Source organism: Pseudomonas sp. BN505 (assembly GCF_029873175.1).
GTDB classification, from domain to species: domain Bacteria; phylum Pseudomonadota; class Gammaproteobacteria; order Pseudomonadales; family Pseudomonadaceae; genus Aquipseudomonas; species Aquipseudomonas putida.
The window spans coordinates 29,732-51,950 of the sequence record NZ_SSOI01000066.1 but is presented as its reverse complement, the minus strand read 5'-3'; the positions used below and the strand labels follow the sequence as shown (position 1 = coordinate 51,950).

Sequence of the window (22,219 nt, the reverse complement as noted above, 5' to 3'; positions counted from 1 at the left end):
CATCAGACGGTGCAGAACCTGTGGGAGCTGGCTTGCCGGCGATAGGGCCGGTAGATGCAACACACATGCACCTGCGATCGAGGAGGAATTGTGAACCCCGAAGCCGGCAGCACAGGTTTTGCCAGCGTCAACCAGGCCGCGGCCGTGAAGCGGCTGCGGATACTGACGGTGAACACCCATAAGGGCTTCACCGCCTTCAACCGGCGCTTCATCCTGCCGGAACTGCGCGAGGCGGTGCGCAGCACCCAGGCCGACATCGTCTTCCTCCAGGAAGTGCTTGGCAGCCACGACCGCCACGCAGCGCGCTACCCGGGCTGGCCGCAGACCTCGCAGTACGAATTCCTCGCCGACAGTATGTGGAGCGACTTTGCCTACGGCCGCAACGCGGTCTATCCCGACGGCCACCACGGCAATGCGCTGCTGTCCAAGTACCCGATCATCGAACACCGCAACCTCGACGTGTCGATCACCGGCCCCGAACGCCGTGGCCTGTTGCACTGCATCCTCGACGTACCCGGCCAGCATCAGGTGCATGCCATCTGTGTGCACCTGTCATTGCTGGAAAGCCACCGGCAGAAGCAACTGCAACTGCTGCGCAAATTGCTCGAGTCATTGCCCGCCGACGCGCCGGTGATCATTGCCGGCGACTTCAACGACTGGAAAAGCCGCGGCAACCGCACCCTCGGCCTGCAGCCTGACCTGCACGAAGCGTTCGAGCGCCACCACGGCCACCTCGCCCGCACCTACCCTGCCCGCCTGCCGCTGTTGCCCCTGGACCGCATCTACCTGCGCAACGCCGAAAGCCATGGGCCGCGGATTCTGGGGCACAAACCTTGGTCGCACCTGTCAGATCACTTGCCCTTGGCGGTGGAGGTCAGGCTCTAGCAATCATTCTTCATAGCCACGAAGCGGGAAATAGCGAACCCCGCTATACCATGGCGTTTTTCTCGCGGAATCAAGTACTTGAGAGAAATTACACAACCTGAACAGTTCTTTCACGCTTTCTTGACGCAAGCGGCGTCCTCTCCTTAGCTGAACATTACCATGCAGTAAAGATCTCGCGCCGGGCCTCTAGCTCGCGCCTTCGTGCGCGCTTGCAAAGGCTGGCGTGCTGGTTTGGGTCGCCCACTGTTTTTGCCGTACAGCTCGTGACAACAGGCCAGGTCCTCGGGCTGTACCCCACAAAAACAACAGGAGATCCGCCATGAAAAGCACCTCGAACCCCTTGCGCTTCGACAGCATTTTCTACGCGGTTTCCACGTCGCTGCTTCTGGCAACCCCGGTGGAAACTTTCGCGTACGAACTGCAGGGTGACCCCACCTCGCCCGGTTTTCTGCAACAGCCTGCAATGCCGCAGATGTCGCTCGACCCGGTCAGCGCCAGTGGCTTGAGCATCGGCACCCTGAGTGCGTTTTCGCAAACCATGAGCGCGCGCCACGGGCAGACAGCACCGGACCTGATCGCCAGCCAGTGGGCACAGTTTTTCCCGACCACCTCGCGCAGTGGCACGCAACCCCCAGACCAACTGGAGGCCCCCAGCCAGCAACTGACAATCGGCCCGGACCTGTTCGTGCGTGAAACTGCAGCGGGAAATGTGCACCGCGCAGGGATTTTCGTGGGGCATAACAACCTGCAGAGCAGCTTGAACGGCATGCGCCCGCTGCTGGGCGACAAGCAGCGCAACGCGGTGAACCTGAGCGGGGAAAGCCTGGGCGTGTACTGGAGCATGACCCATGAACAGGGCTGGCACCTGGATGCGGTGGCCATGGGCTCACGCATCGATGTAATGGGCCGGGGTGAAAACGGCCAGCGCCTTGACGAAAGCGGCCATGCGATGACGTTCTCGGTGGAAGGCGGCTACCCGATCCGCCTGGGCGGCAACTGGGTGATCGAACCCCAGGCACAGTTGATCAACCAGCAGTTCTTCCCCGGCAACCAGGTGCAGGAAGAAACCCTGCAGGCCTTCGACAGCCAGCCGAGCTGGAGCGGTCGGGTCGGTGCGAAATTGTCCGGGCGCTACGAAGTGCGCGGCATGCCCATCGAACCCTATGTGCGGACCAACGTGTGGTACGACTTCAGCAATCCCGACGAGGTGAAGCTGGACCAGGTCGACAAGATCTCCAGCTCACGCTACTCGACTACGGTGGAACTGGGCTTGGGGCTGGTGGCGCGGGTGACGCCTTCGGTAGCCTTGTTTGTCAGCGCCGATTACAGCAGCGATGTGGATGACAATGACCTGAACGGGCTGATTGGCAGCCTTGGCGTGCGGATGCGGTGGTAGGCAGGCCCGGCCCTTTCGCAGCACAAGGCTGCTCCTACAAGGGAATGCGCCCACCTGTAGGAGCAGCCTTGTGCTGCGAAGAGGCCAGTACAGGCAACCTATCAGGCCGGCTTCATTATCAGAACCCCAAGCGGCGGCAAATTCAGCGCCAGCGACAATGGCTGCCCATGGCTGGCCAGTGCCTCACTGGCCACTGCCCCCAAATTGCCTACGTTGGACCCGGCATACAACTCGGCATCGCTGTTCAGCAACTCTTGCCAACGCTCGCCGAACGGCACGCCAATACGGTAGCCCTCACGCGGCACCGGGGTAAAGTTGGCCACCACCAACACCGGCTCGCCGCTGCTGCTCCAGCGCAGCCAGGCGTACACGCTGTTTTGCGCGTCGTCACCGATCAGCCACTGGAAGCCCTGCGGCTGGCAATCCTGCTCGTGCAGCGCCGGCTCTTCGCGGTACAGGCGGTTGAGGTCGCCCACCAGGCGCTGCACGCCTTGGTGCTCGGGGTACTGCAGCAGATACCAGTCCAGCTCGCTGTCATGGTTCCACTCACGCCACTGGCCGAACTCGCAGCCCATGAACAGCAACTTTTTGCCTGGGTGCGCCCACATGAAAGTGAGGTAGGCGCGCAGGTTGGCGAATTTCTGCCAGCGGTCGCCGGGCATCTTGTCGATCAGCGAGTGCTTGCCGTGCACCACTTCGTCGTGGGAGATGGGCAGGATGAAGTGTTCGGAATAGGCGTAGATCAGCCCGAAGCTCATCTCGTTATGGTGGTGGTTGCGATGCACTGGGTCATTCTGGATGTAATGCAGGGTGTCGTGCATCCAGCCCATGTTCCACTTGTAGGCAAAGCCCAGGCCGCCCTGCTGGGTCGGCTGGCTGACGCCGGGCCAGGCGGTGGACTCCTCGGCGATGATCAATGCACCGGGGGCCTCGTGGGCAGCCACGCCGTTGAGGTGGCGGATGAAGTCGATGGCCTCCAGGTTCTCGCGCCCGCCGTGGCGGTTGGGCACCCATTCGCCGGCCTTGCGCGAATAGTCGCGGTACAGCATCGAGGCCACCGCATCGACCCGCAAGCCGTCGATGTGGAAGTGCTTCAGCCAGTGCAGCGCCGAGGCCATCATGAAGCCACGCACTTCGTTGCGGCCGAGGTTGTAGATCAGCGTGTTCCAGTCCTGATGGTAGCCCTCCAGGGGGTTGTCGTATTCGTACAGGGCAGTGCCGTCGAAACGCGCCAGGCCGTGTTCGTCGGTGGGGAAATGCGCCGGCACCCAGTCCAGCAGCACGCCTATGCCGCCTTGGTGGCAGGCATCGATGAAGGCGGCAAAGTCCTCGGCACTGCCATAGCGTGAGGTGGGCGCGAACATCGACAGTGGCTGATAGCCCCAGGAGCCGCCGAACGGGTGCTCCATGATCGGCAGCAATTCGATATGGGTAAAGCCCAGTTCCTGCACATAGGGCACCAGCCGCTCGGCCAGTTCGCGCCAGTTGTAGTAGCGCCCGACTTCGCCTGCCTCGTCCAGCTCGCAGCGCCAGGAGCCTGGGTGCAGCTCGTAGATCGACAGGGGTGCGCTGTAGGCATGGCGCTGCGCGCGTTGTGCCATCCAGTCTTGGTCTTGCCACGCGTGGCTGAGTTCACCGGCCACCTTGGATGCGGTGCTCGGCGGCAATTCAGTGGCGCGGGCCAGCGGGTCTGCTTTCAGTGGCAGTATCCCGTCCTTGCCCAGCACCTCGTACTTGTAGGTTTCGCCCACGCCCAGGCGCGGCACGAACAGCTCCCACACCCCGGCGCTGTGGCGCAAGCGCATGGGGTGGCGGCGGCCGTCCCAGTTATTGAAGTCACCCACCACCGACACCCGCCGGGCATTCGGCGCCCACACCGAGAAACATACACCGTCGACGCCCTCGACCTGGATCGGTTGGGCGCCGAAGCGCCCGGACAGGTCGCGGTGGTTGCCTTCTGCGAACAGGTGCAAGTCCATGTCGCCCAGTTGCGGGCCAAAGCTGTAAGGGTCTTCGGTGACTTGCTCGCCACCGGCCCAGCCAATTTGCAGCAGATAGGCTTGTGCATCATCGAGGTGCGCCGTGAACAAGCCCGGTACTGCGCTTTGCACCATTTCGGCCAGTACGCGCCCATCATGGCGCGCCAGCACCCGTGCACTCAGCGCATTGGGCAGGAAGGCGCGGATAAACACCCCGCCTTGGCCATCGTCGTGGGGGCCTAGCACTGCGAAGGGATCGGCGTGCTCGGCGCGGGCCAGGGCATCCAGGTCCCGTTGCCGAAGGCCGCCGTTTTCACGCGTGGTTGCATTCATTTATGACTCTCCCCAAGTACTGATCAGTCCATGCAGGCCATGCAAAGGCACGGCCAGCCAGCTCGGACGGTTTTCGGCTTCATATGTGATCTCGTAGGCGGCTTTTTCCAGGCAGAACAATTCCAGTGCGGCGCGCTCGCCCTCGGCCTGTTGCCAGGCATGGGGCATGGCGGCGGTGGCCAGGCCATAGGCTTCGACAAAGGCGTGGCGCGACTGATGCAGGTACTGCCGGGCAACCCGCTGACGAGCCTGCTGCGCCGGGCCGGAAAGGTCGACCGCAGAGGCGCTGCGCAGGATCATCGCAGCAGCATAGTCGAAGGATCGCAACACGCCGCTGACATCCTTGTACGGGCTGTGTTTTGCCCGGCGTTCTTGCAGTGGACGGGACGGTTCGCCCTCGAAATCGATCAGGTAGGCATCCCCCTGCACCACCAGCACCTGGCCCAGATGCAGGTCGCCGTGCACCCGCATCAGCAAGCCACCCTCGGCCTGCTCCGCCAGGCTGGCGATGTGCTGGGCCAGGCCGTCGCGCTGCTGTTGCAGGTCGTCGACCAGGGCCTGGCTATCGGGGTCGAGGGCGTCACGGTGCTGGGCCAGCAGGTCGAGGGCGTGGTTCAGTTCGGCGCTGATCTGCGTACCCCAGCGCTGGCTGTCGTCAGCATCGCTAGGGCGTGGGCGGAAGGCCTCATCGTCGGTGGGCGCGGCCAGCAGCAGGTGCATCTCGCCCAGGCGTTGGCCAAGCAAGGCGGCAAAGCCGGTGAGTTCCAGCAAGGCATCGGTGTGTGCCTCGGCATCGCGGCTGGGTGGGGCCATCTGGTCGCGGATAGCCCGTTCCAGGGTGTTCTGGGTCCAGGCCCAGGCATCGCCCTGATTGCTCAGGTAGCCTTGGGCGATCATCAGCAGGTGTGGGGCGTTTTGCTCATCCACCCGGCTGACCCAAGCCAGCAATGGCGAGATATTGGCAAAGCCGGCAGCGGTCAGGTAGGCGCTCATTTCCAGTTCCGGGTGAATGCCCGGGTTGACCCGGCGGATCAGCTTGAGCACCACGCGGTCGCCGATCACCACCGAGCTGTTGGACTGCTCGGCGCTGAGGTAGCGCACGGCGCTTTCATCGTTCAACCCCAGGGCTGCCAGCAGGTCGGTGCATTCGAAACGCAGTTCGCCCGCGCCGCTGCCGCAGGGCAGGCGCAGGCCATCCTGGCAGGCGTGCAGCACTGCGCGGATAAACGGTTCGAGCACGAAGGCATCGGTAATCAGGCCAACCTGATGGGCACGGCGCACCCGCGACAAGGCCAGCTGCTGCGGCAGCGCTGTGTTGATCTGGTCTTCGGGCAGCAGGCCAAACGGCAGTTGGTAGTGGTTGGCCGTCCCCCCGCTGAGCACTTCGATTTCGCTGAGCAACACGGGCGTGGTAGCGGTAGCGAAGCGCACGCCGTAGCGCAGGCGCACCTCGTCAATGGGACCCTCCTTGCCGGCGAACCAGCGCCGCTTGGGCAGGTATTGCGGCAGGATGGTGGTTTGCAGGGTGTCGCGGGCGGGTGCTTCCAGCAGTTCTTCCATGCGCTTGCGCAAAACTAGCGTGGTCAATTCGGGTAACCCCTCGGTGGCCTGGATGTGCCAGCTGGGCATGCGGTCATGGGCGGCCAGCAGGAACCAGTAGAAGGCATAGGGTGGCAGGGTGAGCAGGAAAGGCAGTTGCCCGATGGGCGGGAAGGCACTGCCGCCGAGCATCTCCACCGGTACTTTGTCGGCGTATTGTGACAGTTCGAGTTCCGCGGCCTGGGCCGCACGGGAAACGTTGGCCACGCACAGGATGACCTCGGTGTGGCCATCGGCATCGGTGTACTCGCGGATATACGCGAGAATGCGCCGGTTGCTGGGCGTGAGGGTTCTCAGGGTACCGCGGCCAAAGGCCTTCTGCTGCTTGCGCACGGCCAGCATGCGCCGGGTCCAGTTGAGCAGCGAGTGGGGGTCGTGGCTCTGGGCCTCGACATTGACCGTCTGGTAGCCGTATAGCGGGTCCATGATTGGCGGCAGCACCAGGCGCTGCGGGTCGGCGCGGGAAAAGCCGCCGTTGCGGTCGGGCGACCACTGCATGGGAGTGCGCACGCCGTCTCGGTCGCCCAGGTAGATGTTGTCGCCCATGCCCAGCTCGTCACCGTAGTACAAGGTGGGCGTGCCGGGCATCGACAGCAGCAGGCTGGTGAGCAGCTCGATACGCCGCCGGTCACGCTGCAGCAGAGGCGCCAGGCGCCGGCGGATACCCAGGTTGATGCGGGCGCGGCGGTCTTCGGCGTAGTAGTTCCACAGGTAATCGCGCTCGCGGTCGGTGACCATTTCCAAGGTCAGCTCATCGTGGTTGCGCAAAAAGATTGCCCATTGGCAGTTGGCCGGGATTTCCGGCGTCTGGCGCAGGATGTCGGTGATCGGGAAGCGGTCCTCCATGGCCAGGGCCATGTACATGCGCGGCATCAACGGGAAGTGGAAGGCCATGTGGCATTCGTCGCCCTCGCCTTCGCCGAAATATGGGCGGGTGTCTTCGGGCCACTGGTTGGCCTCGGCCAGCAGCATGCGGTCGGGGTAGTTGGCGTCGATTTCAGCGCGAATGGCCTTGAGTACCGTGTGGGTCTCGGGCAGGTTTTCGTTGTTGGTGCCGTCGCGTTCGATCAGGTAGGGGATGGCATCCAGGCGTAGGCCGTCGACGCCCAGGTCAAGCCAGAAGCGCATCACCTTGATCACCGCATTGAGCACCTGCGGGTTGTCGAAGTTCAGGTCTGGCTGGTGCGAGTAGAAGCGGTGCCAGAAGTACTGGCCGGCGACCGGGTCCCAGGTCCAGTTGGACTTTTCGGTATCGAGGAAGATGATGCGCGTACCGTCGTACTTCTGTTCGTCATCCGACCACACGTAAAAATCCCGCGCCTTGCTGCCGCGCTTGGCATGGCGGGCGCGCTGGAACCACGGATGCTGGTCGCTGGTGTGGTTGATGACCAGCTCGGTGATTACCCTCAGGCCGCGCTTGTGTGCCTCGGCGATGAAGCGGCGGGCGTCAGCCATACTGCCGTAATCGGGGTGCACGGCCTTGTACTCGGCAATGTCATAGCCGTCGTCGCGCCGCGGCGAGGGGTAGAACGGCAGCAGCCACAGGGTATTGACGCCCAGCTCGGCAATGTAGTCGAGTTTGCTGATCAGGCCCGCGAAATCGCCGATGCCGTCGTTGTTCGCATCGAAGAACGACTTGATGTGCAACTGGTAGATGACGGCGTCCTTGTACCACAGCGGGTCGTCGATGAAGGCTGCCGGGCGGGAACGCTTGGCCATGGGTGACTCCTTTCAATTGCATGCACAGACATCCGAGCTTGCTCGATCCCTGTGGGAGCGGGTTTACCCGCGAAGATGACACCGCGGTGCATGGCACCGGCTTCGCCGGTGTTCGCGGGTAAACCCGCTCCTACAGGTGCACAGTCTGAGCCTTGTTAACGGGCTTTTTCGATGCGCCAGATCCCGAATGGCTGATGCCAGGGCTCGATACGCATCCACTGGGTCTTGCCATGCCAGGTCCAGCGGTGGCCGTTCATCAGGTCTTCGCCTTGGGTGTCAGCATCGTCATCCAGCCCCAACTCCCACAGTGGCAGCTCGAAATGCGCCTCCTGGGCGTTGTGCGGGTCGAGGCTGATCGCCACCAGGATGTAGTTGTCACGCTCTGGGGTGCGCTTGGCGAAGTACAGGATGTTGTCGTTCCAGCAGTTGAAAAACGCCACGCCCAGGTGGGTTTGCAAGGCGCGGTTCTGCCGGCGAATGCGGTTGAGCTGGGCGATCTCGGCAATGATGTTGCCCGGCTGTGTGAAATCGCGCGGGCGGATCTGGTATTTCTCCGAATCCAGGTATTCCTCCTTGCCTGGCAACGGCGCGCTTTCGCACAGCTCGAAGCCGGAGTACATGCCCCACAGGCCCGAACCCATGGTGGCCAGCGCGGCGCGGATGAGGAAGCCGGCGCGACCGGAGGTGTGCAGGAAGAACGGGTTGATATCCGGCGTGTTGACGAAAAAGTTCGGCCGGTAGCACTGGCTCCACGGCGGCTGGTTGAGCTGCTGGTAGAATTCGCGCAGTTCCTGCTTGGTGTTCCGCCAGGTGAAGTAGGTATAGCTTTGCGCGTAGCCGACCTTGCCCAGGCGCGCCATCATCGCGGGCTTGGTGAATGCCTCGGCAAGGAAGATCACATCCGGGTAGCGGGCGCGCACATCGGCGATCATCCATTGCCAGAACGGCAGTGGCTTGGTGTGCGGGTTGTCGACGCGGAAGGTCTTCACGCCCTCCTCTACCCAGCCGAGCACCACGTCGCGCAGCGCCAGCCACAGCGAAGGGACGGCGTCCGGGGCGTAGAAATCGACGTTGACGATGTCCTGGTACTTTTTCGGCGGGTTCTCGGCGTAGCGAATGGTGCCGTCAGGGCGCCAGCTGAACCAGCCGGGGTGCTCTTTGAGCCATGGGTGGTCCTGCGAGCACTGGATAGCGAAATCCAGGGCGATTTCAAGGCCATGCTCAGCGGCGGCGGCAACCAGTCGACGAAAGTCTTCCCGCGTGCCCAGCTGGGGATGGATGGCGTCATGGCCGCCTTCGGCACTGCCGATAGCGTACGGGCTACCAGGGTCGCCGGGCTCGGCCTTGAGGGCGTTGTTGCGGCCCTTGCGGTGCTGCGTGCCGATGGGGTGGATGGGCGGGAAATACAGCACATCGAAGCCCATGTCACGGATCATGGGCAGGCGCTGGTGCACGTCATTGAAGGTGCCGTGGCGCTGCGGGTCATCGGTGATCGAGCGCGGGAACAGCTCATACCAACTGGCGAACTGCGCGGCCGGGCGGTCGACATCGACGGGGAACTCGCGGCTGCGGGCCAGGTAACTGCGGTGCCCCGCTTCGCTCATCAGGTGCGCAACGTCCGGGCCCAGCAACAGTGCCACCTGCCCGTCGGTATCCAGCGCCGCCAGGCGCTGCTGTAGCGCTTCGAGCTCATCGCGCAAGGCACCGCTGCACAGCTCGATGCCTTTGCCCAGCATCAAGCGGCCCTCTTCCAGTTCCAGTTTTACCTCGACACCGGCGTTGTACTTTTTCTCCAGGTCATGGCTATAGGTGGCGAACGGGTCGACCCAGGCCTCGATGCTGAACAGGTGCGGGCCAAGTTCGGTGGGGGTGAACTCGGCCAGCCACAGGTCGTTGCCCGCCGATTGCATCGGCACGCAATGCCAGCGCCGGCTGTTGGCCTGGCGCCAGTTGAGCATCACCGCCAGGCGGTCGTGGCCATCGCTATAGACCTTGCTGCTGACCGCCACTGTCTGGCCGCTGATGGCTTTGGCGGCGAAGGTGCCGGCTTCGAGCGCGGGTTCGGTGTCTTCGATCACGATACGCGGCGCCAGCAGCGCCTGGGACAGGCTGATGGCCTGGTCCGGGTGATCGTTCGCCGTGGGCACGCTTTCAAAGGGCTCGTTTCGTGACATCGACCTTGCTCCCTCAGGCTGGTGGCGGTAAGGGTTCAGAGCCGGGTACAGGCGCGGGGTTCAAAAAACTTGAGCGAACGGCAGCTGCCAGCGGTCAGAGCCTACAGCACCTCTTCACCCACCCACGCGAGGTCAGGCCATGAACATTCCCATTCCACCGGAAACCCCCGATCCCAATATCGACGACCCCAGCTTGCCGCCGCCCGTACCGGAAGAAGACCCGGACGAGCTGCCGATCAAGCCAACCATGCCGCCAACGGTGGGCGACCCGCCGAGCCAGGAGCCACCGGTGAAGGCTTAAGGGTAGACCACGCCACCTGATATTTTTGCCAGTAGCGGTGCCGATGGGTTGCGCTGAAGATTGAGGCTCCAGATATCAAGCCAGGAGCCTCCTTCATCGTGGATAGCGCAACCCGCCGGCAGCGTGAGGAATACGAGCGACAAGTGGTCGATATGCTTCAGGATGCAGGTGTGGTCGACTCGGGGCCAGGTACCTTGTTGGCACATCTGGACAGGGACAAATGCGAATTTGCGTTGATGCGCCTAGAGGCGCGTTACAGCGTTCGTTTGCGGCGTGATTACCTGAGCGTTGCCGAGGTTGCCGACGCACTCTACAAGGCGTTGGATGAGCGTTGATCATTTCGGCCCTCTCGCGGGCTTGCCCGCCCCCACAGGTACTGCGCCGTATCATAGGTCGGCTCGGGCCCTGTAAGAGCAACTGTCTTCTCGTGGATGCTGGCCTTGCCTGCGCGAAATAGGGGCCGGACAGCCCAGCACATTATCCAGGTTGACGCGGTTTAACTGTGCTCGCCGCTACGAATGACCGTTACTGGATCATTGAGTCGCGATGGCTATTAAATCCATCACTTTAGGATATGCACAGAGATCGATACAACTGACATTTCTGCCAGCAGCACAGGTGTTTACTTTAGCGCATGCTTCCCGTGATTACCCTACTAAAAGCGGGTTCGCTTGGCAGTTCATAGAACGAGGCGAAATCACAGCACTTTCAAGAAGCAAGCCGCGAACTGCGCGAAGCAAAGGAGTCATGAATGCCCCCATCAACGCGACACACTCAACGCCCTCAGCCTGTATGCTTTGCCCCCTATGGCCATAGTGGGGCGATCGGCGACGCGGCCATCGCCACTGGTTTCAATGGTGTTCCGATTGATATTCACGCCAATTGCTACCACTTAGGCCAGGGCTATCGGGCATTCTTTCCTGGGTTAATGCGATTCTCCAGCGCCGATAGCCTTAGCCCGTTCGGGCTCGGTGGACTGAACGCGTATGCCTATTGTAAAGGCGACCCTGTTAACTACGGCGATCCCCAGGGCACAGCCGGAGTACCGATTGGGAACACCCTTCGTTCTTGGAGGGCCACCGCGAAAGGGCAATTTGGTATTGGCAACACATCGCATCAAGTAAAATCCTATAGGAACGCAATGCGGGAGAATGAGAAGGTGCAGGGAGTCGATATCGCTCTGGATCTCTTAAATCATGAAGTTGATCTATTCAATGCCGTGACAAAGCATCTGAAAGAATTGGATTTTCATAGCATCACTCGTAAAAACCCTTTCGTCCGCGAAAAGCTCATCAAGGCTAGTAACAAGGCATTTGCAGAGCACACGAAGAATATATTAGACGGCCGCACGCAACGGTATGCTAATGATGTTCTTTTAACCGATAAGCACATTTACTTCTTAACCGACTTAGATGAAAGCTTGATAAACGCCTACGCGCCGTTCCGGGAAGAGCATAGCTGGAGGTACAAGGCTAGGTGGCTCGAGTGTGGAGACCTGTCATCGGCACAATGGTCAATAAGAGATGCTGAATCCTTTCTCAATGGCGATGATAGTTACCATTCCCTCGGAGTTCGAAGGTGAGTGCGCTTGCCGAAGGGTGACCTCTATCATTGACCACGACGAGCGACGTGGAAAGCTGAGGAATGCAACTCTTCCTGGTACGCAGTGACCTTACTATCGAGCCGATGTAAGGGTAGATCCGAAATCTCATGCTGGCATGGCCTGGCCTCATCGTGGGTTCACCCGCGATGAGGCCGGATAACCCAGTGCATCAACCTGCAGAAACAGCCGAAATTTCTGCGACACTGATCTCACGCATCCTGAATTTTTGCACCTTGCCGGTCACCGTCATTGGGTATTCGTCAACGAAACGGATATGCCGTGGCACCTTGAAGTGGGCGATGCGTGCCTTGCACCAAGCCTGCAGTTCCTCGACCGTGGCGCTATGCCCCGGGTGCAGCTTTATCCAGGCTACGATCTCTTCGCCATAGCGGCTACACGGGATGCCGATCACCTGCGCATCGGCCACCGCCGGGTGGGTGTAGAAGAACTCCTCCAGCTCACGTGGGTAAATGTTTTCGCCGCCGCGAATGATCATGTCCTTGTTGCGCCCGACGATGCGCACATAGCCCTGCTCGTCCATCACCGCCAGGTCACCCGAATGCATCCATCCGGCCGGGTCGATAGCATCCGCCGTGGCCTGGGGGTTGTCCCAGTAGCCCAGCATGACGCTGTAGCCGCGGGTGCAAAGCTCGCCAATCTCACCGCGCACGACGATGCAGCCATCAGCGTCCACCAGTTTGTTTTCCAGCTGCGGCTGGGTGCGGCCGACGGTGGTCACGCGCAGCTCCAGATCGTCGTCCGGGCCGGTCTGCAGCGACACCGGGCTGGTTTCGGTCATGCCGTAGGCGATCTGCACTTCTGCCATGTGCATCTGGTCGATGACCCGGCGCATCACCTCGATCGGGCAGGTGGCACCGGCCATGATGCCGCTGCGCAGGGTCGACAGGTCCATCTGCGCACGCGAGGGGTGATCGAGCATCGCGATGAACATGGTCGGTACGCCGTACAGGATGCTGGCACGCTCCTCGGCCACGGCGCGCAGGGTAAGCTCGGCGTCGAAGGCGTCGTTGGGGTAGATCATGGTGCTGCCGTGGGTGATGCAGCCGAGGTTGGCCATGACCATGCCGAAGCAGTGGTACAGCGGCACCGGGATCACCATGCGGTCGCAGGCCGTCAGGCCAAGGCTTTCTCCCACCATGAAACCGTTGTTGAGGATGTTGTAGTGACTGAGCGTGGCACCTTTGGGCGCACCGGTGGTGCCGGAGGTGTACTGGATGTTCACCGGTTGGTCGAACTGCAGGCCTTGCTGGCGGGCGGTGAAGGCCTCTAGCGTTGTCTGCCCAGCCTTTTCGGCCAGTGCATGCCAGCGCAGGAAGCCGGCAGGCGGGTTGGCGGCCAGGCTGATCACGCCGCGCAAGTCCGGCAGGCGCTCACTGACCAGTTTACCTGGCGAGGCGCAGGCCAATTCTGGCACCAGTTCCTGGACCATGGCGTGGTAATCAGACGTCTTGAAGGCATCTGCACACACCAGCCAGCGGCAGCCGGACTGACGCAACACGTATTCCAGCTCACCCACGCGATAGGCCGGGTTGATGTTGACCAGGATGGCGCCGACCTTGGCACTGGCCAGCTGCAAAATGCACCACTGGGCGCAGTTGGGCGACCAGATGCCGACACGCTCGCCGGTGTTCACGCCCAAGGCCATCAGCGCGCGGGCATGCACTTCGACCTGCTCGGCCAACTCCCGCCAGCTGTAGCGCAGACCCTGATGGCGCGACACCAGCGCCTCTGCATCGGCACAGCGGGCCACCGTGGCATCGAAGGCCTGGCCGATGGTCTGGGTCAGCAAGGCTTGGTCCTGGCGACCGCGGGTATAGCTCGGTTGACTCATGGGTGTCCCTTCTTGTGGTTGTTCTGGGCACGACTGAAGCAAGCGGGAATACTCTGGCGCAGATTTACGTTTACGTAAAGGTGATGAGTGGATTGACAGTGATCTCACGCAGGTTTACGTTAACGTAAAGGTGATGAACGACACCGGGATTCATCGGCACGGCACCGACCCTGTGGGAGCGGGTTCACCCGCGAATGCGATCAGTCAGGCAATGACGGTGACCCTGCTGACGCATTCGCGGGTAAACCCGCTCCCACAGGGTCGGCGCAAAGCCCTTGAGCTACGGTGTAACCCAATTTCAAGAACAAGAAGGTGCCCCAGCATGCATTACCCCTCCCTGAACTTCGCCCTGGGCGAAACCATCGACATGCTCCGCGACCAGGTGCGCACCTTCGTGGCCGCCGAACTGGCACCGCGGGCCGCGCAGATCGACCACGACAACCTGTTCCCCGCCGACATGTGGCGCAAGTTCGGCGACATGGGCCTGCTGGGCATCACGGTGTCGGAAGAGTATGGCGGCGCCGGCCTTGGCTACCTGGCCCACGTGGTGTCGATGGAAGAGATCAGCCGTGCCTCGGCCTCGGTGGCACTGTCCTACGGCGCCCATTCCAACCTGTGCGTCAACCAGATCAACCGCAACGGCACCCATGAACAGAAGCTCAAGTACCTGCCCAAGCTGATCAGCGGCGAGCACATCGGTGCGCTGGCCATGAGCGAGCCCAACGCCGGCTCCGACGTGGTATCGATGAAACTGCGCGCCGAAAAGCGCGGCGATCACTACGTGCTCAACGGCAGCAAGACCTGGATCACCAACGGCCCCGACGCCAACACCTACGTGATCTACGCCAAGACCGACCTGGACAAGGGCGCGCACGGCATTACCGCGTTCATCGTCGAGCGTGACTGGAAAGGTTTCAGCCGCAGCAACAAGTTCGACAAGCTGGGCATGCGCGGGTCCAACACCTGCGAGCTGTTCTTCGATGACGTGGAAGTGCCGGCAGAAAACATCCTCGGCCAGCTCAACGGCGGCGTACGCGTGCTGATGAGCGGCCTGGACTACGAGCGTGTGGTGTTGTCCGGTGGCCCCACCGGCATCATGCAAAGCTGCATGGACCTGGTGGTGCCCTACATCCATGACCGCAAGCAGTTCGGCCAGAGCATCGGTGAATTCCAGCTGATCCAGGGCAAGATCGCCGACATGTACACCCAACTGAACGCCAGCCGCGCCTACCTGTATGCCGTGGCCCAGGCCTGCGACCGTGGCGAAACCACCCGCAAGGACGCCGCAGGGGTCATCCTCTACACCGCCGAACGCGCCACACAAATGGCCCTGGAGGCGATCCAGATTCTCGGTGGCAACGGCTACATCAACGAATTCCCGGCGGGCCGCCTGCTGCGCGATGCCAAGCTGTACGAAATCGGTGCAGGCACCAGCGAAATCCGCCGGATGCTGATTGGCCGCGAACTGTTCAACGAAACCCGCTGAACATAAAGGACGGGCGCACATGGCTACCTTGCACACCCAGATCAACCCGCGTTCGGCGGAGTTCGCCGGCAACAGCGCGGCCATGCTCGAACAGGTTCAGGCCCTGCGCGGCCTGCTCGCCCAGGTGGCACAGGGCGGCGGGCCCAAAGCCCAGGAACGGCACACGTCGCGTGGCAAGCTGCTGCCGCGCGAACGCATCGACCGCCTGCTGGACCCGGGCTCGCCATTCCTCGAAATCGGCCAGCTGGCTGCCCATGAGGTATACGGCGAAGACGTGCCCGCCGCTGGCGTGATCGCCGGCATCGGCCGCGTCGAAGGCGTGGAATGCATGATCGTGGCCAACGACGCCACGGTCAAAGGCGGTTCGTACTACCCGCTGACGGTGAAGAAGCACCTGCGTGCGCAAACCATCGCCCAGCAGAACCGCCTGCCGTGCATCTACCTGGTAGATTCGGGCGGCGCCAACCTGCCGCGCCAGGACGAAGTGTTCCCCGACCGCGAGCATTTCGGGCGGATCTTCTTCAACCAGGCCAACATGAGCGCCCAGGGCATCCCGCAGATTGCCGTGGTGATGGGCTCGTGCACAGCTGGCGGCGCCTACGTACCGGCCATGGCCGACGAAGCGATCATGGTGCGCCAGCAGGCGACCATCTTCCTCGCCGGCCCGCCGCTGGTAAAAGCCGCCACAGGTGAAGTGGTGAGCGCCGAAGACCTGGGTGGCGCCGATGTGCATTGCCGCACCAGCGGCGTGGCCGACCACTACGCGGATAACGACGAGCACGCCCTGGCCATCGCCCGGCGCAGTGTGGCCAACCTCAACTGGCACAAGCTGGGCAAGCTGCAGCGCCTGGCACCGGTGGCGCCGCTGTATGCCGCCGACGAGCTGTATGGCGTGGTGCCAGCCGATGCCAAGCAACCGTTCGACGTGCGTGAAGTGATCGCGCGGCTGGTCGATGGCTCGGTGTTCGATGAGTTCAAAGCCCTGTTCGGCACCACCTTGGTGTGCGGCTTCGCCCACCTGCATGGCTACCCGGTGGCGATCCTGGCCAACAACGGCATCCTGTTCGCCGAAGCCGCGCAAAAAGGTGCGCACTTCATCGAGCTGGCCTGCCAGCGTGGCATCCCGCTGCTGTTCCTGCAAAACATCACCGGCTTCATGGTGGGCAAGAAGTACGAAGAAGGCGGCATCGCCAAGCACGGCGCCAAGCTGGTCACCGCCGTGGCCTGTGCCCAGGTGCCGAAGTTCACGGTGATCATTGGCGGCAGCTTTGGCGCCGGCAACTACGGCATGTGCGGCCGCGCCTACGACCCGCGCTTTTTGTGGATGTGGCCCAACGCGCGCATTGGCGTGATGGGTGCCGAACAGGCCGCTGGCGTGCTGGCGCAGGTCAAGCGCGAGCAAAGCGAGCGCAGCGGCCAGCCCTTCAGTGCCGAGGACGAGGCCAGGCTCAAGCAACCGATCCTCGACCAGTACGAGCACCAGGGCCACCCCTACTATTCCAGCGCCCGCCTGTGGGACGACGGCGTCATCGACCCGGCACAAACCCGCGATGTACTTGGCCTGGCGTTGTCTGCCGCGCTGAACGCACCGATCGAACAGAGCCGCTTCGGCATTTTCCGGATGTGACCCATGAGCGATTTCAGCACCCTTGAAGTGATCCGCGACCCACGCGGCTTCGCCACCTTGTGGCTGAGCCGCGAGGACAAGAACAACGCCTTCAACGCGCAGATGATCCGCGAGCTGATCGTGGCCATCGACCGCCTGGCCGAAGACGCCAGCCTGCGCTTTGTGCTGCTGCGCGGCCGTGGCCGGCACTTCAGCGCCGGTGCCGACCTGGCCTGGATGCAGCAGTCGGCGCAGCTGGACTTCAACACCAACCTGGATGATGCCCACGAACTGGGCGAGCTGATGTACGCCCTGCACCGCCTCAAGGCGCCTACCCTGGCCGTGGTGCAAGGTGCAGCCTTTGGCGGCGCGCTGGGCCTGATCAGCTGCTGTGACATGGCCATCGGCGCCGAAGACGCCCAGTTGTGCCTGTCGGAAGTCCGCATTGGCTTGGCCCCGGCAGTCATCAGCCCCTTCGTGGTCAAGGCGATTGGTGAACGCGCCGCGCGCCGCTATGCCCTCACTGCCGAGCGTTTCAGCGGCATACGGGCCCGCGAGCTGGGGCTGCTGGCCGAGGTGTACCCGGCCAGTGAGCTGGACGCCCAGGTCGAAGCGTGGGTGAACAACCTGCTGCAGAACAGCCCGCAAGCGTTGCGCGCCACCAAGGACTTGCTGCGCGAAGTGGACGACGGCGAACTCAGCCCGGCCCTGCGCCGCTACTGCGAGAACACCATCGCCCGCATCCGCGTCAGCGCCGAAGGCCAGGAGGGCCTACGCGCTTTCCTGGAAAAACGCCGCCCCGCCTGGCAAACCGATGACAAGAAGGAACCGCGCCCATGAGCCGCCCCGTTTTGACCACCCTGCTGGTCGCCAACCGTGGCGAAATCGCCTGCCGGATAATGCGCACCGCCAAGGCCATGGGCCTGACCACTGTTGCCGTGCACAGCGCCACCGACCGTGACGCCCGGCACAGCCGCGAAGCGGATATCCGCGTCGACCTGGGCGGCACCAAGGCCGCCGAAAGCTACCTGCTGGTCGACAAGCTGCTGGCCGCTGCCAAGGCCAGCGGTGCCCAGGCCATTCACCCGGGCTATGGTTTTCTGTCGGAGAACGCTGGCTTCGCCCGCGCTATCGAACAGGCCGGGCTGATCTTCCTTGGCCCACCTGCCACCGCCATCGACGCCATGGGCAGCAAGTCGGCGGCCAAGGCGCTGATGGACGCCGCTGGCGTGCCGCTGGTGCCGGGCTATCACGGCGAAGCCCAGGACCTGGACACCTTCCGCGCCGCCGCCGAACGCATTGGCTACCCGGTGCTGCTCAAGGCCAGCGCCGGCGGCGGCGGCAAGGGCATGAAAGTGGTGGAGGAAGAAAGCCAGCTGGCCGACGCCCTGGCCTCAGCCCAGCGTGAGGCGCAGTCGTCGTTCGGCGATGCGCGCATGCTGGTGGAAAAGTATGTGCTCAAGCCGCGTCACGTCGAAATCCAGGTATTTGCCGACCAGCACGGCAACTGCCTGTACCTCAACGAACGCGACTGCTCGATTCAGCGCCGCCACCAGAAAGTGGTCGAAGAGGCCCCTGCCCCCGGCCTGTCGCCCGAACTGCGCCGGGCCATGGGCGAAGCGGCGGTGCGTGCGGCCCAGGCGATCGGCTATGTGGGTGCCGGCACCGTGGAGTTTCTGCTCGATGCCCGTGGCGAGTTCTTCTTCATGGAGATGAACACCCGCCTGCAAGTGGAACATCCGGTCACCGAGGCCATCACCGGCCTGGACCTGGTGGCCTGGCAGATTCGCGTGGCCTGCGGCGAGCCCCTGCCGATCACTCAGGAGCAGGTGCCGCTGATCGGCCATGCCATCGAAGTGCGGTTGTACGCCGAAGACCCGGCCAATGAGTTCCTGCCTGCCACCGGCACGCTGGCGCTGTACCGTGAGTCGGCGCCAGGCGAAGGCCGGCGGGTGGACAGCGGGGTCAGCGAAGGCGACGTGGTGTCGCCTTTCTACGACCCGATGCTCGGCAAGCTGATTGCCTGGGGTGAAAACCGCGAACAGGCGCGCCTACGCTTGCTGGCCATGCTTGACGAGTTCGCCATTGGCGGGGTGAAGACCAACATTGCTTTCCTGCGCCGCATTCTCGCCCACCCGGCGTTTGCGGCGGCAGAGCTGGACACCGGCTTCATTCCCCGCCACCAGGATGTGTTGCTGCCGGCGCCCCATGCGCTGCCGGCGGGCTTCTGGGAAGCGGCAGCCGAAGCCTGGCTGCAGGGGCAGCCCGGGCATAAGCGTGATGACGACCGCAGTTCGCCGTGGGGTGCGCACAACGGCCTGCGCTTGGGCCTGCCGGCACGCAGCAGCCTGCATCTGGCAAGCGCCGGGCAGGACCAGGCGGTTGCCCTTGAGCGCAGCGCTGCGTCCACCTGGCAGCTAGCGGGTGAGCAACTGGTGCACGATCAGGCAGGCGTGCGCCGCCAGCATTTGGCAATCCGCCGCGATGGCACCCTGTACCTGCACTGGCATGGCGAGATGCACGCCATTCAGGCCTTCGACCCGATTGCCGAAGCCGAAGCCAGCCATGGCCATCAAGGCGGCCTGGGTGCGCCCATGAACGGCAGCATCGTGCGGGTGCTGGTAGAGCCGGGGCAGGTGGTTGAAGCCGGTACAGCGCTTGTAGTGCTGGAGGCCATGAAGATGGAGCACAGCATTCGTGCGCCGCATGGCGGAACGGTGAAGGCGTTGTTCTGCCAGGAAGGGGATATGGTCAGCGAAGGGACTGTGTTGGTCGAACTGGCTGAGTGAGGAAAGCGGGGCAACTGCCTTGCTCAGATTGTGAAGGTTTGCGCGATCACTGTGGGAGCGGGCATGCCCGCGAACACCGGCAAAGCCGGTGCCATACACCGCGTTAGATTCTTCGCGGGCGCGCCCGCTCCCACAAGTGATGCGCCAACTTCAACGCAACGCTGTACCTGTGGGAGCGGCTTTAGCCGCGAACACCGGCAAAGCCGGTGCCATACACCGCGTTGCATTCTTCGCGGGTGAACCCGCTCCCACAAGGGCAGCGCAATGCTTGAGGTCGGCACCGTACTTGTGGGAGCCCGGCTTGCCGGCGATGGGCTGCACAGCAGCCCCGGCAATCTAGAAGGCCCCATGCACCCGCACGACTACTCCCAGGATCTCGCAACCTTCTTCGCATAGTAGCGCCGGGTAGTTGCCGTTCAGTGCCTTCAAATAACGCTGCCCACCTTCCTCGGCCAACTCGCGGAAAATCGCCGACTTGCCCGGCTGACGAGCGATAACCAAGCGCCCAGCCTCAGCCTCCACGCCCGGGTCGACCAGCATCCGCATGCCCTGCGGCACACTGCGACCACTGACAGCGCTCATCGCGTCATTTTCAACCGTCAGCCAGAAAGCCTTGCCCTGGGCCAGGTAGTCCGTCTGCTCGAACACACCCGGCTCCTCACGCTCTGCAACACCCAGCTCATTCCAGGCCAGCACCGGGTAGCGGAAACACGCGATGCACTGCATGAGATCCAGATTGTTATCAGCGCCCTCCTCCCGGCAAACCTCTTCAACCAGACCATGAATACGCAACTCCAGGCTGACGTTGTAATGAGGAATACCAAGCTCGACAAACGTGCGGTTCATCGACTCGATCTTTGGCTGTCGCCGCTTGTTCACCCAATGCCCCACGCTGCCCTGAGACACTCCAACGCGCTCGGCAAGCTGCTCTTGAGTGAGCCCTAACGTCTCCATCCTCTTCCGGACGAGGGCAATCCATCTATCCATATTCATCGTTGACACGATACTCCTTATCGAGCCCTGCCCAGCCCCGGCAATCTAGAAGGCCCCATGCACCCGCACGACAACACCCAGGAACTCGCAGCCCTCTTCACACAGGATTGTCGGATAGCGCGTATTCAACGGTTTGAGCATCTTGTCGCCACCCTCCTCGACCAACTGCCGCAACACTGCAGGCCGCCCCGGCTGCCGCGCAATCACCAACCTGCCGGGTTCTGCCTGCAGGCCGGTGTCCACCAGCACTCGCATGCCCTCAGGCACGCTCTTGCCACTGGCTGCATTCATCGAGTCGTTTTCCACCACTAGCCAGAACGCATTGCCTGCGGGCATGTAATCCGTCTGTTCGTGGCATTTGCCCGCTTCAGGTAAAGGCCCCTGCAAGTCAGCCCAGGTCAGAACCGGGAAGCGGAAGCTTGCATAAAGCAGCGCTTGGGCTGATACCGGCTGCTCGACCGCATAGCGCCCAGGGGCTTCGCGCAAGATGTCACGCTCTACCACCATGACTTGTGCCTCCAGAAACACCAGGCCAAGTTTCTCCAGCTTTTCGTTGATGGTTTCCAGCGTCGGCCGCCGCGTGCCACGTAGCCAATGACCCACGCCACCCTGAGTCATGCCCAGCCGTTCGGCCAGCTTCAGCTGGCTGAGGTTGTGTTCGCGCTTGTAGCGCTTGAGAAATGCGTTCCAGTTTTCCATGAGCGGAAACAATACGGACTGTATTATCCGCAGCAATACACAATCTGAATTATTTATTTGAGCATAACCAGTACAGATTGACCTATCCTCTGATTCCATTGTGTTTGAAGGGAAATCACAAGGTATCGCGATGAAACCACCGAAAAACGACGAAACAGATCTCGACAGCGAAGCCGCCCGCCGCGCCCTCGACTACTACCTCAACCCCAAGCCGCAGCGCCCGACCCTCGACAACAAGATCTGGACCCTGCACGAGAGCGTCACCGGCGACCAGGCCCGGGAGCACGCCATCGCCCTGCTGCGCTGCGCCGCCGCTACAGCGCAGGAAACCGCCAGCCACCAGCACGGCAGCCAGCGCGAGCTGACCTACGCGTTGATGCACATGGTGGATATGGCCCGCGCCCTGCTGGAGCACAAGCGCGCCGCAGATCCGGATTTCTGAGTAAAAAGGAGGGAGAGAACGTGATGGCCGCGAACGGCAGAAGCCCCGACTGCCGGGACAAGGAAGCGCATCGGTAAAACTTTTTTACCGAATTAGCGAAAATTCATTTGACTGGCAAATGATAACGATTATTATTGCACTCAGCTGATCGCGAGATCTGCTGGATAACCTGGAGCTTAGGTCGCTCTCAGATTATCTCCTCATCAGGCTAATCACGGTTTTTGACCCGGCTTTTTGCCGGGTCTTTTTTTTTGCTCTTCAGGCTAATGAAGATCGTGATGGCGCGCATGATAGCAAAGGTGTTTCAGGGCGTGAACGCTCATTACAAAACTTTGCGGAATCAGCACTTGAGAATCAATCTCG

The 22,219-nt window shown here is 62.4% G+C and carries 16 protein-coding genes; 10 read left to right on the top strand and 6 right to left on the bottom strand.

Annotated features, from left to right (window positions below; translation table 11 throughout):
* The first annotated feature begins 90 nt into the window (after positions 1-90).
* Both E8E78_RS21450 and E8E78_RS21445 read left to right on the top strand, forming a co-directional pair.
* Entirely contained in the window at positions 91-885 is a 795-nt protein-coding gene (locus E8E78_RS21450) for an endonuclease/exonuclease/phosphatase family protein (RefSeq protein WP_059395761.1), read from the top strand.
* Between the two features lie 319 nt (positions 886-1,204).
* Positions 1,205-2,281 carry an autotransporter outer membrane beta-barrel domain-containing protein gene (locus E8E78_RS21445; protein ID WP_049275047.1) on the top strand — a complete coding sequence of 359 codons (1,077 nt, stop codon included), beginning with the start codon at positions 1,205-1,207 and terminating at the stop codon, positions 2,279-2,281.
* 101 nt (positions 2,282-2,382) lie between these two features.
* On the opposite strand, the gene glgB is transcribed toward E8E78_RS21445, so the two are convergent.
* The 3 genes from glgB to E8E78_RS21430 form a co-directional block, all read right to left on the bottom strand.
* A complete protein-coding gene (glgB, locus tag E8E78_RS21440; RefSeq protein WP_061203153.1) occupies positions 2,383-4,593 on the bottom strand; it encodes a 1,4-alpha-glucan branching protein GlgB in 2,211 nt (736 codons plus the stop codon).
* Positions 4,594-7,911, bottom strand: coding sequence for a maltose alpha-D-glucosyltransferase (gene treS / locus E8E78_RS21435; RefSeq protein ID WP_059395759.1), 3,318 nt, complete (start codon positions 7,909-7,911; stop codon positions 4,594-4,596). It abuts the gene before it with no gap.
* A gap of 155 nt (positions 7,912-8,066) precedes the next feature.
* Positions 8,067-10,085, bottom strand: coding sequence for an alpha-1,4-glucan--maltose-1-phosphate maltosyltransferase (locus E8E78_RS21430; RefSeq protein ID WP_084967441.1), 2,019 nt, complete (start codon positions 10,083-10,085; stop codon positions 8,067-8,069).
* Positions 10,086-10,224: 139 nt separating this feature from the next.
* Between E8E78_RS21430 and E8E78_RS21425 the strand changes: the two genes are divergently transcribed.
* The 3 genes from E8E78_RS21425 to E8E78_RS21415 all read left to right on the top strand — a co-directional run bounded on the left by E8E78_RS21425 (position 10,225) and on the right by E8E78_RS21415 (position 11,968).
* Complete coding sequence (locus tag E8E78_RS21425; protein WP_162838450.1) at positions 10,225-10,386, top strand: hypothetical protein; 162 nt, start codon at positions 10,225-10,227, stop codon at positions 10,384-10,386.
* Positions 10,387-10,484: 98 nt separating this feature from the next.
* Positions 10,485-10,721: a hypothetical protein gene (locus tag E8E78_RS21420; RefSeq protein ID WP_059395757.1), complete on the top strand. Its 237-nt coding sequence runs from the start codon at positions 10,485-10,487 to the stop codon at positions 10,719-10,721.
* A 416-nt stretch (positions 10,722-11,137) separates the two neighbouring features.
* Complete coding sequence (locus E8E78_RS21415) at positions 11,138-11,968, top strand: RHS repeat-associated core domain-containing protein (protein ID WP_049276705.1); 831 nt, start codon at positions 11,138-11,140, stop codon at positions 11,966-11,968.
* A 190-nt stretch (positions 11,969-12,158) separates the two neighbouring features.
* On the opposite strand, the gene E8E78_RS21410 is transcribed toward E8E78_RS21415, so the two are convergent.
* On the bottom strand, positions 12,159-13,841 hold the full coding sequence (locus E8E78_RS21410) for an AMP-binding protein (RefSeq protein WP_049276704.1): 1,683 nt from the start codon (positions 13,839-13,841) through the stop codon (positions 12,159-12,161).
* Positions 13,842-14,163: 322 nt separating this feature from the next.
* Here E8E78_RS21410 and E8E78_RS21405 point away from each other — a divergent pair, with 322 nt between their 5' ends.
* The 4 genes from E8E78_RS21405 to E8E78_RS21390 are packed head-to-tail and all read left to right on the top strand — an operon-like array spanning position 14,164 to position 19,722.
* A complete protein-coding gene (locus E8E78_RS21405; protein WP_049276703.1) occupies positions 14,164-15,327 on the top strand; it encodes an isovaleryl-CoA dehydrogenase in 1,164 nt (387 codons plus the stop codon).
* Positions 15,328-15,346: 19 nt separating this feature from the next.
* A complete protein-coding gene (locus tag E8E78_RS21400; RefSeq protein WP_016498805.1) occupies positions 15,347-16,954 on the top strand; it encodes a carboxyl transferase domain-containing protein in 1,608 nt (535 codons plus the stop codon).
* Positions 16,955-16,957: 3 nt separating this feature from the next.
* The gene (locus E8E78_RS21395) at positions 16,958-17,773 is read left to right on the top strand and encodes a gamma-carboxygeranoyl-CoA hydratase (protein ID WP_049278012.1); all 816 of its coding nucleotides are present in this window, start codon (positions 16,958-16,960) and stop codon (positions 17,771-17,773) included.
* Positions 17,770-19,722 carry an acetyl/propionyl/methylcrotonyl-CoA carboxylase subunit alpha gene (locus E8E78_RS21390; RefSeq protein WP_061203159.1) on the top strand — a complete coding sequence of 651 codons (1,953 nt, stop codon included), beginning with the start codon at positions 17,770-17,772 and terminating at the stop codon, positions 19,720-19,722. The genes E8E78_RS21395 and E8E78_RS21390 overlap by 4 nt, the downstream gene beginning before the upstream one ends.
* A gap of 336 nt (positions 19,723-20,058) precedes the next feature.
* On the opposite strand, the gene E8E78_RS21385 is transcribed toward E8E78_RS21390, so the two are convergent.
* Complete coding sequence (locus E8E78_RS21385) at positions 20,059-20,715, bottom strand: LexA family transcriptional regulator (protein ID WP_059396385.1); 657 nt, start codon at positions 20,713-20,715, stop codon at positions 20,059-20,061.
* Between the two features lie 45 nt (positions 20,716-20,760).
* Positions 20,761-21,414: a S24 family peptidase gene (locus E8E78_RS21380; protein ID WP_049276622.1), complete on the bottom strand. Its 654-nt coding sequence runs from the start codon at positions 21,412-21,414 to the stop codon at positions 20,761-20,763.
* A gap of 130 nt (positions 21,415-21,544) precedes the next feature.
* On the opposite strand from E8E78_RS21380, the gene E8E78_RS21375 reads away from it, so the two are divergent.
* Entirely contained in the window at positions 21,545-21,856 is a 312-nt protein-coding gene (locus E8E78_RS21375) for a hypothetical protein (RefSeq protein WP_016498800.1), read from the top strand.
* The last annotated feature ends 363 nt before the right edge of the window (positions 21,857-22,219 follow it).